Origin of the sequence: Cohaesibacter celericrescens (assembly GCF_002866925.1) — a bacterium.
Taxonomy (GTDB): domain Bacteria; phylum Pseudomonadota; class Alphaproteobacteria; order Rhizobiales; family Cohaesibacteraceae; genus Cohaesibacter; species Cohaesibacter celericrescens.
This window is the reverse complement of record NZ_PKUQ01000042.1, coordinates 302,971-315,542: the sequence shown is the minus strand read 5'-3', so window position 1 is coordinate 315,542 and position 12,572 is coordinate 302,971. Positions and strand designations below refer to the sequence as shown.

General features: G+C 52.6%; 12 protein-coding genes. 4 read left to right on the top strand and 8 right to left on the bottom strand.

From position 1 onward, the window contains the following. Nucleotides 1-137: 137 nt before the first annotated feature. The 3 genes from C0081_RS18120 to C0081_RS18110 form a co-directional block, all read right to left on the bottom strand. The gene (locus C0081_RS18120) at nt 138-509 is read right to left on the bottom strand and encodes a NifB/NifX family molybdenum-iron cluster-binding protein (protein ID WP_180966955.1); all 372 of its coding nucleotides are present in this window, start codon (nt 507-509) and stop codon (nt 138-140) included. Nucleotides 510-682: 173 nt separating this feature from the next. Then, complete coding sequence (locus tag C0081_RS18115; RefSeq protein WP_180966954.1) at nt 683-1,384, bottom strand: DUF2161 domain-containing phosphodiesterase; 702 nt, start codon at nt 1,382-1,384, stop codon at nt 683-685. 141 nt (nt 1,385-1,525) lie between these two features. Then, the gene (locus C0081_RS18110; RefSeq protein WP_210200550.1) at nt 1,526-2,812 is read right to left on the bottom strand and encodes an Nramp family divalent metal transporter; all 1,287 of its coding nucleotides are present in this window, start codon (nt 2,810-2,812) and stop codon (nt 1,526-1,528) included. Nucleotides 2,813-3,025: 213 nt separating this feature from the next. Here C0081_RS18110 and mntR point away from each other — a divergent pair, with 213 nt between their 5' ends. Together mntR and C0081_RS18100 are read left to right on the top strand one after the other, a co-directional pair. Then, the gene (mntR, locus tag C0081_RS18105; RefSeq protein ID WP_101535274.1) at nt 3,026-3,454 is read left to right on the top strand and encodes a manganese-binding transcriptional regulator MntR; all 429 of its coding nucleotides are present in this window, start codon (nt 3,026-3,028) and stop codon (nt 3,452-3,454) included. A 316-nt stretch (nt 3,455-3,770) separates the two neighbouring features. After that, on the top strand, nt 3,771-5,201 hold the full coding sequence (locus C0081_RS18100) for an alanine/glycine:cation symporter family protein (protein ID WP_101535249.1): 1,431 nt from the start codon (nt 3,771-3,773) through the stop codon (nt 5,199-5,201). A gap of 92 nt (nt 5,202-5,293) precedes the next feature. On the opposite strand, the gene C0081_RS18095 is transcribed toward C0081_RS18100, so the two are convergent. Continuing rightward, the gene (locus C0081_RS18095; protein ID WP_245417989.1) at nt 5,294-6,142 is read right to left on the bottom strand and encodes an asparaginase domain-containing protein; all 849 of its coding nucleotides are present in this window, start codon (nt 6,140-6,142) and stop codon (nt 5,294-5,296) included. 164 nt (nt 6,143-6,306) lie between these two features. On the opposite strand from C0081_RS18095, the gene C0081_RS18090 reads away from it, so the two are divergent. Beyond that, nucleotides 6,307-7,113 carry a helix-turn-helix domain-containing protein gene (locus C0081_RS18090; protein WP_101535248.1) on the top strand — a complete coding sequence of 269 codons (807 nt, stop codon included), beginning with the start codon at nt 6,307-6,309 and terminating at the stop codon, nt 7,111-7,113. 4 nt (nt 7,114-7,117) lie between these two features. Here C0081_RS18090 and C0081_RS18085 read toward each other — a convergent pair whose 3' ends face one another. Continuing rightward, nucleotides 7,118-8,140 (bottom strand): LacI family transcriptional regulator, encoded by a 1,023-nt coding sequence (locus C0081_RS18085; RefSeq protein WP_101535247.1) that lies wholly within the window; start codon nt 8,138-8,140, stop codon nt 7,118-7,120. A 367-nt stretch (nt 8,141-8,507) separates the two neighbouring features. Between C0081_RS18085 and C0081_RS18080 the strand changes: the two genes are divergently transcribed. Beyond that, complete coding sequence (locus C0081_RS18080; RefSeq protein ID WP_101535246.1) at nt 8,508-10,265, top strand: methyl-accepting chemotaxis protein; 1,758 nt, start codon at nt 8,508-8,510, stop codon at nt 10,263-10,265. 81 nt (nt 10,266-10,346) lie between these two features. Here C0081_RS18080 and C0081_RS18075 read toward each other — a convergent pair whose 3' ends face one another. The 3 genes from C0081_RS18075 to C0081_RS18065 form a co-directional block, all read right to left on the bottom strand. Then, a complete protein-coding gene (locus tag C0081_RS18075) occupies nt 10,347-11,330 on the bottom strand; it encodes a threonine/serine dehydratase family protein (RefSeq protein ID WP_101535245.1) in 984 nt (327 codons plus the stop codon). A gap of 216 nt (nt 11,331-11,546) precedes the next feature. Beyond that, the gene (iolB, locus tag C0081_RS18070) at nt 11,547-12,353 is read right to left on the bottom strand and encodes a 5-deoxy-glucuronate isomerase (RefSeq protein WP_101535244.1); all 807 of its coding nucleotides are present in this window, start codon (nt 12,351-12,353) and stop codon (nt 11,547-11,549) included. Next, nucleotides 12,350-12,565: a hypothetical protein gene (locus tag C0081_RS18065; RefSeq protein WP_101535243.1), complete on the bottom strand. Its 216-nt coding sequence runs from the start codon at nt 12,563-12,565 to the stop codon at nt 12,350-12,352. Before C0081_RS18065 ends, iolB begins: the two co-directional genes overlap by 4 nt. Nucleotides 12,566-12,572 lie beyond the last annotated feature (7 nt).

The following is a 12,572-nucleotide window of genomic DNA, read 5'->3' as shown; positions in this document are numbered from 1 at the left end:
ACGCAGCATGCGTCACAATGGGCTCCAACCAGCCCTATGCAGCGCAACAGACAGAAAATACATCTGCCATTCTCATTTGGAGATGCTACCCCCCAACCAGCCTTCAACCTTCCTAGATCTGGGCCACGCGCCCCCGCTTAGTGGGAGCCGTGGTGATGGTCTTCGCCGCAGCCTTCTGGGGAGGGGAGACGTTGGCCATTGCTCAGATAGTCTTGCACGGCACGAACCGGATCTGTTTCATCGGTTAGGCTGGCGATCACGTCGCGGGATGCCATATTGCGTGCGAAGCCCGGACCAAAAGAGGCGGAAATCACCACATCCACACCATCCAGCGCGTGCGCTACTTTTTTGCCGCCCAGTTCATGGATGCACTGGTCTTTGGGTAGATCAAAGCGTTCGGTCTCTTGTGGTTGATTGTCTTGTCCTACCGTGAAGACAATAAAGCGGCGCGCGCGCCCTGCGTGGTTGGTGACGGTCTTGAAATTCTGTGAGGTTACGGCGATCTTCATTGTTTGCTCCGCTATGGATGATAAGCCCAACATGCCTGCGCCCCGACGATAACGCAGTCTTGCATGGGCTTTTTGGGTTGCATGAGATCTAGGTAGCGAGATGAACAGGCGCAAGGGGCGTCAGTGTCGCAGCCCGGGCAAGGCAGTCCGTCGGCGGCTATTGAGGAGCGGTCCTAGTCCAACCCGATAGCCAGTTTGTCCAACATCGTGGAATAGTCCTTCAGCGCCTCTTGTCCTTTGGGTGTGACTTGATAAATGCCGGTGGCAATCCGTTCGAACCAGCCGTAGTGATCGTCGGCCATAATGCGCCGTGCTGTTTCCACTTCGGTTTGTTTGGCTACCAAGGCTGCTTTGGTCGGGCCGCTGATGCTAAGAAATTTCAAACATTTTAGCGAATCCTGCCGATAGGTTGTGATCAAACCCTTTCGGGTTGCGCCTCCCGTGTTGGGGTCGCCGACGCGTTTGGCAAATTCGCGTAATAGTCTTGTTTTGCGTTTTTTCACCTGCCGCGGTTTATAGGGCGCAGGGTCCGCATGAACCGTGACCAAATTGTCTTTCAACCGCACGGTAATCAGCCCCAAACCAAGCCTGCGACACAGGGTGGTATTGTTCTTAAGGGATTTTAAAAAGGGTTTGCCGGTCCCGTGCGGCACTGCGATATAGACCGTATCAGTCATGCTTTGTCGTGCGATCGCCTGATGGATCAGGGTGAGGGAAAATCCGACTTTCAGCTCGACTACCACCGGTTCGTCGTCGTCTTTACAGGCGACAATATCGGCGGCGCCAACCTCGCCCTTGACCTCATAGCCTTGACCGACAAGATAGTCTTTCACCGGTGCGTAAAGGTCGGTTTCCTTGATGGATTGGTTGGCCATACCGTGCGTTCCCGAGCGTCAGGCAGGTGCGAAGAGCGACAGTACCGCACCGTAAGAATCAGACGCCCCAGACTGCACGATCAAGGCGCACCCTGTCACCCCTTAAGGATGGCGTTCGTAAACGCAATCATCAAGGCATGGTCACCCAATCAAGAACGGCATCGAAATACCAAACACATCAGCCAGCAGCACAAAGTTGAGGCTAAGAACTGCCGTTGCGCCCAAAAAGGCTAACAATCGGGTCAGCTTGCCGGAGGCATAGTCACCCATGATATCGCGCCGCGAGGTGAAGATGATCAAGGCCACCATGGGAACGGGCAGGGCGATGCTGAGAATGACCTGACTGACCACCAGCGCTTGCGTTGCGTTGACCCCCATCGCCACAACGACAAAGGCGGGCACCATCGTCACCAGCCTGCGCAGCAAAAGTGGCACGCGAAAATGCAAGAAGCCTTGCATAATCATCTGCCCTGCCATTGTGCCCACCACCGAGCTGGAAATGCCTGAAGCAATCAGCGAGATCAAAAACACGCCTGCCGCAGCAGCGCCCAAAAGAGGCGTCAGGGTGTGGTAGGCGGTTTCGATCTCCGCAACTTCGCTATGGCCTTGATGAAAGGCACTGGCCGCCATCATCACCATCGCCATATTGACCATGCCAGCGATGGCCAGAGCAATCACCACCTCCGTATTGGAAAATTTCAGCACCCGTTTGCGTTCGGTGTCATTTTTGATATCGGCGCGGTTTTGGGTCAGTCCTGAATGCAAATAAATGGCGTGCGGCATAACCGTTGCGCCAATGATGCCCACCGCGATGGTCAGGGCTGTCGCATCGGCCAATTGCGGCGTGACCATGCCAACAGCTGCATCCCCCCAGGCGACCGGTGCAATCAGGATTTCGATCAAATAACACAAGCCGATCACCGCCACCATCGCGCCAATGATCAATTCCATCGGGCGGAATCCTTTGCGTTCAAACATCAAAATGCCGTAAGTCACAATCGCGGTCACGGTCATGCCTGCCATCAAAGGCATATCAAACAGCAAAGCAAGCCCGATGGCGCCACCCAGAAATTCGGCCAGATCGGTTGCCATCGCCGCGATTTCACTGACAAACCACATGACCCAAACAACGGGCGATGAGAAATTGTCCCGACACAACTCGGCCAGATTTTTGCCTGTGACGATGCCCAATCGCGCCGAAAGCGCCTGAAACAGCATGGCGATCAGGTTGGCAAGCAACACGACCCAGAGCAATTTGTAGCCGTAGCCCGCGCCAGCCTGAATGTTGGTGGCATAATTGCCCGGATCCATATAGGCAACAGAAGCGATGACGGCCGGACCGGCAAACAATAGTTTGCCGCGTATGCCGCGCTTTTCCCCCACCAAAACCGCATTCATATCTGAACGCGTTCGTTCCGTTGCAAACATCGACGTCATCTCCGTAGGCCGACCAATATAACTTCTATTTGGCTTTGAAATATAGCCAAGGCTAATTTTTCTGCAATAGGCAATATTGTCACGGCCTGTCTGCGTGACCATTTTCCACATTGCATTTAGAAGGAACATTCTGTACCCAAGGCTACAAAGATTTATTCGTCATGCAGAATAGTGCATGGTAACACCGGCTCTCAGAAGATCGACATGACAGAAAAACCCGTAAAAACCAGCGTTCAGGCCAATCGGTTTGCCCGGGCGCGTGAGGCACAGGCCAAAGCGGTAATGGAAGACTATGTTGAAATGATTGGCGATCTGATCGGCGAACATGGCGAAGCCCGTGTGGCTGATATTGCTGAACGCATGGGGGTGGCCCACCCGACGGCCACCAAGGCTATTGCCCGGATCAAGCGCGAAGGCCTTGCCGTTTCCCGACCTTATCGCGGAGTGTTTCTAACCGATGAAGGCTCCGCTCTGGCCGATCGTGTGCGCAACCGTCACCGGTCCGTGGTGTCATTGTTGATTGCTGTCGGCGTGCCCCCTGAAACGGCTGAAATCGATGCTGAAGGCATTGAACATCATGTGTCAGGTGAAACGCTCAAAGCGTTCGAACGCTTTCTTGACGCCCAATCATGAGGGTACAAAGTTTCGCGCTATGGATTGGGTTTGCTCTATTTCCCTGCTTCATTGCCTGAATCTGCCCTCTGTTTGTCTCATCTGATTCTCAAGCCAATACCCAATACCGGTCCCGGTTTGGCCCGTTGATTACTGGTGATTAAAGAGTGCCTTTGCCAAAAGTTAACATATTCCTAACGCCTTATGTTGAATGACGCTTAAATAGCATCAAAGAGCATCAGTCATTGTTGATCTGAGCCGTATAGCCACAAGCGCTTTATCCCTAAAGTGGGGGCATAAAATGCGGAGGGCCTCTCCGCGCATAAGGGAGTTATCCATGGAATTTCTCGAGGCGCTGTTCGGGTATATCAACGATTTGACCTGGGGTTGGGCATTGATCCCGATTCTTGTGGTCTTTGGTGTGTTCATCACCATCATGTCGGGCTTTGTTCAGCTCGAATTTTTTGCACGCATGTTTCGTGTTTTGTGGGGTGGCGATAAAAATGCCGACCCCAATTCAATTTCAGCACGCGCCGCCTTGCTTGTCTCGGTCGGGGGACGTGTCGGCGGTGGTAACATTGCTGGGGTTGCCGTTGCAATCACATTGGGCGGACCGGGGGCGGTCTTCTGGATGTGGCTCATTGCACTGGTTGGCATGGCAACAAGCCTGATCGAATGTACGTTGGCTCAGGTCTACAAACGTGTCGATAGCAATGGAGCGTTCCGTGGCGGGCCAGCCTTTTATATCCTTCATGGACTGGGACGTCGTTACCAATGGCTGGCGATCGTCTATGCGATCTGTTTGTTGGCCTCTTTTGGCCTTGGGTTTAATGCGTTCCAAGGCAACACGGTTGCCGGAGCCGTTCAGGAAGCGCTCGGCATTGATCGGGTCATAACTGGTGGCTTTTTGACCATTGTCACGGCCTTTGTGGTGTTTGGTGGCATTCAACGCATCGCCAAAGCCGCAGATGTGGTTGTGCCTATCATGGCGTTGGCATATCTGGGATTGGCGGTCCTTGTGATCATCATGAATATTGCCGATGTGCCCGCTGTGTTTAACCGCATCATCCAGAGCGCCTTCGGCTTTGATCAAGCGGTCGCTGGTGGCATGGGAGCGGCCATTGCGCAGGGCCTGAGACGCGGTTTGTTCTCCAATGAGGCCGGTCTCGGTTCCGCGCCAAACGTGGCCGCGACAGCGCTTGTTCGCCATCCCGTCAGTCAAGGCATCACCCAGTCTTTGTCTGTGTTCATTGACACTATTCTGATTTGTTCCTGCACTGCTTTCATCATCCTACTTGGTGATGTCTATGTTGCTGGTGCTGAAGGAATCGACGGTGTGGTGCTGACCCAGCAGTCTTTGGCCAGCCATTATGGCGAATGGTCGAAATTTGGGCTCACCTTTGCCATCCTGCTGTTTTCTTTCTCTTCGATCATCTACAACACCTATCTGGGTGAAAATGCTCTGTCGGCGATTACCAAATCGAAAATGGCAGTCAATGTCTTGCGTGTTGCAATTCTGGGGATTGTTTTCCTTGGCGCTGCAGCACCAAATGCGACCTCGGTTTTCTTCTTCTCCGATCCCTTAATGGGTGTCCTAGCCGTGGTCAATCTGGTGGCCATCCTGATGCTATTCCCCGTTGCCATGCGTGTGGTGGATGATTTCCGTGCCCAGTTGAAAAATGGCGTTGAAAGGCCAGTTCTGGACCCGAACAACTTCAAGGATCTCGATATTGATCATGAAGCTTGGGACAAGGCGCGCTGGACCTAAAACACGATATAAGCAGTTTGCCAAAATAGAAAAAGCCGCCCGTTGGGCGGCTTTTTGTTGAATGAACACAGAGACCAAACCAACCCGTTGGATCAATTCAGCCAAAGCTGTATCAGCGCGGCTTCGGATGTCTCCAAACCACCGTTCTCAACGCCGGCTTTCCACAGTCCACCTCCTGCAGCATAGGTTCCCGGTCTCAAGCCGCCGGTCTCGCATTGGCTGACTGCGCGCAGGCGTTTGCCTTGCCGTGTTGCATCAGCAAGCAACTCAAGAATACCCGGATCCGACATCGCGGTACCTGAGCCATAAATACGCAACACCGCGCCGTCCAATTGTTCCAGAGCCGCCTGAAGAGCCACTTTCGGCAACCCCGGCGATAGGCTCAAAATGGCAAATCGTCTGTCATCAAAGCGCCGGTTTTTAGGGGGAGATAGGGGTGCTTGTGGCAGGGGACGAAAAGAATCCGGCATGCTGCTGTCATGTTTGACAAGTCCTCCCGCATGCATTACGCGCTGAGCAAAACTAAGGAAGACGCCTTCGCCCGGGCACATGGCGGTTGCGATGGCCAGTTGCAAATTGGGTTCGGCATCCCCTTCCATCAACAAGGGCACCATAGAGCCGCATAAAACGACCCTGCGATGCAGTCCCACCAAGGCCTGTGACAGGGCGGCGCCCGTAAAGGACATGGTGTCCGTGCCGTGGGTGATCAAGACGGCAGTGTCGGGTGCTGCTTCAATCAGATCAAGGATCTGATTCCAGTGGTGAGGCCCCACATCCGAGCTGTCAATCAACGGGGCAAATATATGGGTGCGCAGCGTCATGCCTTCGGGCAGCAAGCTGTTGACGATGCCTTCCACCAGCCCATCCTTTGGGGCGAGGCCAAAATCGGTTTGCGCCATGCCAATGGTGCCGCCGGTGTGGATCAAAAGAAGGTCTTTCACATCACTCTCGCATTTTCTGGTGTACTTGCTGCCTGCAACAAACGTGCGCCCTGTTTGCTGTCATCAACACGGCCAAGTTCACAGACCCTCTCGGAATTGACAATGGGCTTTGGCCCGGTAACATAGTGCGAATTGATGCAGATACAGGTGCAAAAAGAGACACTATGACGGAATTTTCTGAGAATTTGAAACTGTTATGCTCTTACAGCCCCTCTGTTTCGCAGGTTGGGCGCGATTTGAAAATCAACCGCAGCCAGTTGAACCGATATTTGGCGGGGGACTCTCGACCCCGAATCGCCTTGATGCGCAAGATTTGCGATTATTTCGGTGTTGAAGAATATGAATTGCTGTTGCCCTTTGAAGAGTTTGCCCAAATTGTCAAACTCCGCAGTCTGGACAAAGGACCAATCGTGCGTGAATTGCGCCAGCATTTTGATCACGTCATGTCTCTGAATGAGCCACGCATCCAAAATCTGGCCGGGACCTTTTGGGAATATCACTATTCCATGGCGCGGCCCGGAAAAATCATTCGCAGCTTGATCCATTTCTCGCGCCAAGAGGACAAATTATTCTACCGCAGACTGGAGCGCATGGGCCCCCATGATCGGGCGACCCTGCGTCATCACCGATATCAAGGGGTCGCCCTTTTGACCGGTGAGCGAGTGTTCTTGAGTGACTATGAATATAGCACCGGCGTGGAGCTGACCCAGACCGTTCTCTACCCTGATTATGCCCACAAATGGCGCCGTTTGAATGGCATCAAACTGGGTGTCTCTGCGGACCACTCTCATACACCCTGCGCAGTCAGGGTTTATCTCGAACGTATACCCTTGAGCACAAGTGCTCTGAGGGCATTGCGGCAATGCGGCTTGTATGATGTAGACAGCTCTGACATTCCGGACGATATCCGCGACATGATCAGTAATGTGGTGTCCGGCCCTTTTGTTTTTGCCGCGCACTTGTATAATTAACCGCTCAAACCGGGTTGCATTCGCTGTCGGACAGATGATCCCCTGACAATTCCAAGCGATGCATGGGCGGGGCGGCAGGATCATCGATCGCTTGCAGCGCTGCCTTGGCCAGAAATTCCCCTGCCAACGTCAAATTCTCATAGACGGACATGACTTCTTTGCGAATATACTGGAGATAGGGCGAGGCCTCTTTTGCAAAAATGTCGACATCCTTCCCCAATACCAGACCGCTTTGTTCAAGTGCGGCAATCGACACAACCGCCGACGATGTCGAAGGCGCAATGATGCCATCCAGCGTTCCGGGCTGGGAAAAACGCTGCACAAGCGCCTTACGCATCGCCTCGTTGCCGTCGTGGCTGGAAGCGCCTTCTAAGATTTCCACCCGCGCATCCGAAGCCAATAGCCCCTGTTCTATGCCTTTGTAGATGTCTTTGCTGTAGCTCAGATTATCGGGTGGGGAGATAAACAATAGGCGCTTGCGACCCTTTTCGATCAAGATTCTGGCTGCTTGCGTACCAAAGGCGATATTGTCAAAATCGAAAAAGGCATGCTGCTCTTTCCAATTGCTGCGGCCATAGGCAACAAAGGGGAATTGCCGTTCCAAAAGATAGGCGATCCGCTGGTCATCCGGTTCTATCTGGCTGAGAATGACAGCGTCAGCGCTGCGTGTCTCCACAACATGTTTGACCACCTCAAGCCGTTGCGTCTGGGTTGCATAAGTCACGATATTCATATGATAGAGTGTGCCCTGCAGATGGCGCGCAATTGAGGCAATCAATCGGCCGGTATGGTCATCAATCACATCGTGATCTGCAGACAGAATAAGCGAAATGACATTGCTCTTGCCGGTTACCAGTCCAACGCCTGATCGGTTGCGCACATAACCGATATCGTCGGCAATCTTGCGCACTTTCTTTTTGGTTTCAGCCCCGATTTCTGGCCCGTCGCTCAGCGCTCTGGACACGGTGGTAACCGCAAAGCCGCTCAATTCCGATATTGTTTTCAGTGTCGGTCTTTTCAAAGCCATCTTCGCAACTTTCTGTTCTGATCAGCTTAATAGGGGATGTGCTCCCATTTGGCAATTTACCCAAGAGGGCCAATTTGTAGAGGCCAATCTGTAGAGGCCAATCTGCAGAGGTAAGTCTGGCCGCTTTTCTGTTTGGATTTGGCATCGAAGCGTTTCAATATTTAAGCTGTAACGTTTCAGGATGTAGATAGATTTTGCTCGTATAATGCTATGAATTCCACATAAAACTTCACCGCTACATGGTGATTGGATTGATGAAATATATCTATATTTCATGTGTTTAAGGTGTTTTGTCATACATATACATAAATGTTTTTTAACGATCAAATAGCTAAACTGGGCCAAACACAATGGCAAGGGCTCAACAATGCAGACCAATCAAGCTGAATTTAAAGCAAAAACAAATCATTCAATCAGTTCTAAATCTGATGATTTCATCGGCTTTCTCTCAGGATATGGAACCGAATTAAAATACTCCAATGCTGCGTGGAAAGCGATTGAGCCCGAACTTGGATCTGTTCTGGATTCTTTCTATAAGCATGTTTTGAACTACCCCGAGCTGAGCGAAAAACTGGGCAAGGATGGTCAGAAATTGGCCGGTATCAGGTCGGCACAGGCGAAGCATTGGGAGTTTATTCTGACCCGTGACCCTGATGCAGAATTTGAACGCCATTCAATCAAAGTGGGCGAAGCGCATGTGCGGGCCGATTTGGACGTGCAGTGGTATGTCGCCTCCTATGGTCGCATTCTGCAGGATCTTATTCCTCTAATCATTTCCAAGAACAAGCTGGCCCCCATGAAGGCCAGTCGCCTGCTTCAAGCCACCGTCTCGCGCTTCTTTACCGACATGGTTATGTCAATAGGCACGTTTAACGAAAACTCCCGCCGCAAAGAAAATGCAATGCGAACGGAAATTGAAAGCTTTCGAAACCTCAAGAATCTCTCCAAAACAGTCGAAGACGTTAATGGTATTTCCATGGATATGGCCATTTTGTCTCGCAACGTTCGTGCGTCATCACAAAGCGGACAGGCCATTTCCGCAGCCGTTGCAGAGCTGGTCGCCTCAACCGAACAAATTTCCACAAACAGCGAGCACACGGCCAAGAATGCCGACGAAGCGAGCAACTCGGTGTCTGAAGGGCTGGATGCCATGCAGTCGGTGCTCGAAGCCATGTCAAACATTGCCGAGACTTCGCAACAAACCGAAAGCAGCCTGACTGATTTGATGGAATCCTCTCAGCAAATTGGTGAGTTTCTGACGGTGATTGAAAGCATTTCAAACCAGACCAATCTGTTGGCGTTGAATGCAACAATTGAGGCGGCCCGTGCCGGAGAAGCTGGCAAGGGGTTTGCTGTGGTTGCCGCCGAGGTCAAGGAACTCGCATCCCTTTCCAACAAAGCGGCAGAAGACATCTCAAAACGCATTCATGCGCTCAACCAAGGGATGGGCACCATTCAAGGGTCAATCAGCGGCTCGTTGGAAGCAATCGAGCAGGGCCAGACCTTGATCCTTGGTGCCAACAACCTGATGGATGAATTGCGCACTCAGGTGAGTGAAGTGTCTGGCAATATGCAAGAAGTTTCCAACATTTTGCATCAACAGACCGAAGCCAGTCATGAGATCGCCAGCAGCGTTGCCGGAGTGGCTGATTTGTCAACCGAGAACGAGCAGACCCTGGCGGTGATGGTCAAGAACCTACAGGAGAGCAACGACGATTTCAGTAGCAACGCCGGGAAGTGGTTCGAGGCCAATTCCGATAGGTCTCTTTGCGAAATGGCGAAAATTGATCACATTCTGTTCAAAAAGAAAGTTGTCGATACCATAATGGGCCGTTGTCAATGGAAGGCGTCTGAGGTTCCCGATCACCACGCTTGCCGTTTGGGAAAATGGTATGACGGCTTTGACAACAACGGCATGAGTGCACTGCCTGTTTTCAAAGATCTGATTAATCCACACGAAGAGGTCCATGCCGCGGCAAAACAAGCGCTTGAATGCCATGCGGCTGGCGACCTTGATGGTGCGTTTGCCGGCCTCAAGGCACTGGATGACGCCAGCCACGAAGTCCTGAGGGCGCTAGAGAAGCTCTCTGACGTTCTGGCGGCAGAATTTGAAAAGTCAGCTTAGTGGCTCAACCGAAACATTTGAATCCCGCACGAGTGGTTTGAAGCATCAGCTTCAGACCACTCGTGCGGCAGATAGGCCTGATCAAGACGACAGGATTTCGCAATAGAGTGCCGGATCCACATTGGCGCCTGATATGACCAACGCAAGATCACCGTCATGATCGGGTACTTTGCCGTGCAGTGCCGCCGCAAGAGCTGCCGCTCCGCCCGGTTCGGCCACCAGTTTCATTTTCTCAAATGCAAAGCGCACGGCCATCCGAATTTCGTCGTCATTCACGTTTAACCCGCCCGCCAATAGAGCGTTGTTGATCGCGAAGGTCATTTCACCGGGCATTGGCGATTGCAAAGCATCACAAATGGAACGAGCCTCCGGATCATTGCCCACAATTGAGCCGCTTTTTAGGGACCGCGCTGTGGAATCAAACCCTGAAGGCTCTACGGAATAGATGGCAGCGTCGGGTAAGCGCGATTTCACGGCAGTTGCTATCCCCGCTGTCAGGCCGCCGCCGCCGCAGCAGACCAAGACAGCTCCAATGTTGGCATCAACGGCTTGAGCTTGATCCAGAATTTCAAGACCTGCGGTGCCTTGGCCTGCTATGACATAGGGGTCATTGTAGCTGGGCACGAGAATGGCGCCGCTCTTTTTGGCCAGAGCAGTGGCAATCTCTTCGCGCGATTCTGTGTAGCGGTCATAGGTGACGACTTCAGCACCGAGCGCTTTGGTGTTGTTCATTTTGATCGCAGGTGCATCCGCTGGCATAACAATTGTCGCAGGAATGCCAAGCTGCCCCGCAGCAGCAGCGATACCCTGTGCATGATTGCCCGATGACCAAGCCACAACACCCGCCGACCGTTCCGCAGGGTCAAGCGCCGATAGCCGGTTGTATGCTCCCCGAAATTTGAAGGACCCGGTGTGCTGCGCGCCTTCGAATTTCACCAACACCCGCTTGCCAACCCGCTCGTTCAGTGGTGCAAACTCCAGCAAAGGTGTTCGAACCGCATGGCTGGAAAGGCGATCTGCGGCGGTAAGGATGTCATCGATAGAAATAGCAAAGGCTTGGGTCATTGGAGTCACTCTGTTTGGGAGCCTTGGGACGGTCGGCAAATCTGCGCGCCATCACAAAGGGAAGGGGAGGGAGCGTTAAATAAATAGTATAGAGCAGATTTTGCGATCTAAAAGACCTGAAAGAAAAAACGACCAGCCTTTTGGGCTGATCGCTTTTTGTGGCCTCGTCTTAACTTGGTTGGGTTTTCCCTTGGCATTGATGCTGGGCGATAGCCTCTAGCCGTCGCGTTCCATGATCCATTTGACTTCTGGTGCGGCTTCAAAGCGCCACTTGCGCAAAGGGCCAGCCATCACGTTGAGATAATACATGTCAAAGCCATAAGGCGCACCGCATGGATGGTGCCCTTTGGGAACCAGAACAACGTCTCCGTCTTTGACAGCCATGGTTTCGTCAAGAGAGCCGTCATCGGTATAGACACGTTGGATGCCGAAGCCGTTGGCCGGGTTGAGGCGGTGATAGTAGGTCTCTTCCAGATAGGTCATGTGAGGGTAATCATCCTCGTCATGGCGATGGCTTGGATAGGACGACCAGTTGCCATTGGGTGTGAAGACCTCCGTCACCAAAAGGCTGTCGGCCACATCGCGATCTTCCATGGCAATGTTATTGATATATCGGGTGTTCTGCCCCTTTCCCCGCTGGGTCAGCTCAATAGCATCGGGCCCCAAGCGCTGGGCTTGATGGTTGCCGGAGCCCGGAGCCGAACAAATCGCCACCTTGCAGGGTGTGGTGGCTTCAATCATCCAGTCTTTGTCATTGGGGACATAGAGACAATGGGGTGGTGTGCGTTCAAAAACACTCATCCGGTCGCCCAGCTCGCCCCAGTCCTGGCCCGCCGCTTTGACGTTGGCTTTGCCTTCGATCATGACCAGAATAATCTCGCGGTCACCGGTCACATCCGATGCCGTCTCACCGGGTTGAAGGGCATAAAGGGCAAAACCCACATAGCCCCAGTTGGCTTCTTTGGGCGTGATATCATGCACCTTGCCACTGGTAGCAGTGGGTTTGCGTAAAAGATTTGTCATGGTTGTTTGTCCAAATCATTGTCTGTCTCGTCAGCCGTCGGGACATAGACAATCAGCAGTAGATAGACACAGTAGGCACCCAAACCACCAAAAATCATCGCCCAAGTATCATTGCCAAGATGCAGCTCAACCCCCGCCCAAGACAAACAAAGAGTGCAGATCAATAACCGGACCCAGAGAGGGCGAAGCATGGGGTGGGACGTGTCAAACATATCTGTT

What these genes read in the sequence shown, in the direction of transcription:
- C0081_RS18120 (WP_180966955.1), bottom strand. Translation starts at nt 509, where the DNA reads ATGAAGATCGCCGTAACCTCACAGAATTTCAAGACCGTCACCAACCAC.
- iolB (WP_101535244.1), bottom strand. Translation starts at nt 12,353, where the DNA reads ATGACAAATCTTTTACGCAAACCCACTGCTACCAGTGGCAAGGTGCAT.
- C0081_RS18075 (WP_101535245.1), bottom strand. Translation starts at nt 11,330, where the DNA reads ATGACCCAAGCCTTTGCTATTTCTATCGATGACATCCTTACCGCCGCA.
- C0081_RS18090 (WP_101535248.1), top strand. Translation starts at nt 6,307, where the DNA reads ATGACGGAATTTTCTGAGAATTTGAAACTGTTATGCTCTTACAGCCCC.
- C0081_RS18065 (WP_101535243.1), bottom strand. Translation starts at nt 12,565, where the DNA reads ATGTTTGACACGTCCCACCCCATGCTTCGCCCTCTCTGGGTCCGGTTA.
- C0081_RS18110 (WP_210200550.1), bottom strand. Translation starts at nt 2,812, where the DNA reads ATGTTTGCAACGGAACGAACGCGTTCAGATATGAATGCGGTTTTGGTG.
- C0081_RS18100 (WP_101535249.1), top strand. Translation starts at nt 3,771, where the DNA reads ATGGAATTTCTCGAGGCGCTGTTCGGGTATATCAACGATTTGACCTGG.
- C0081_RS18115 (WP_180966954.1), bottom strand. Translation starts at nt 1,384, where the DNA reads ATGGCCAACCAATCCATCAAGGAAACCGACCTTTACGCACCGGTGAAA.
- mntR (WP_101535274.1), top strand. Translation starts at nt 3,026, where the DNA reads ATGACAGAAAAACCCGTAAAAACCAGCGTTCAGGCCAATCGGTTTGCC.
- C0081_RS18080 (WP_101535246.1), top strand. Translation starts at nt 8,508, where the DNA reads ATGCAGACCAATCAAGCTGAATTTAAAGCAAAAACAAATCATTCAATC.
- C0081_RS18085 (WP_101535247.1), bottom strand. Translation starts at nt 8,140, where the DNA reads ATGGCTTTGAAAAGACCGACACTGAAAACAATATCGGAATTGAGCGGC.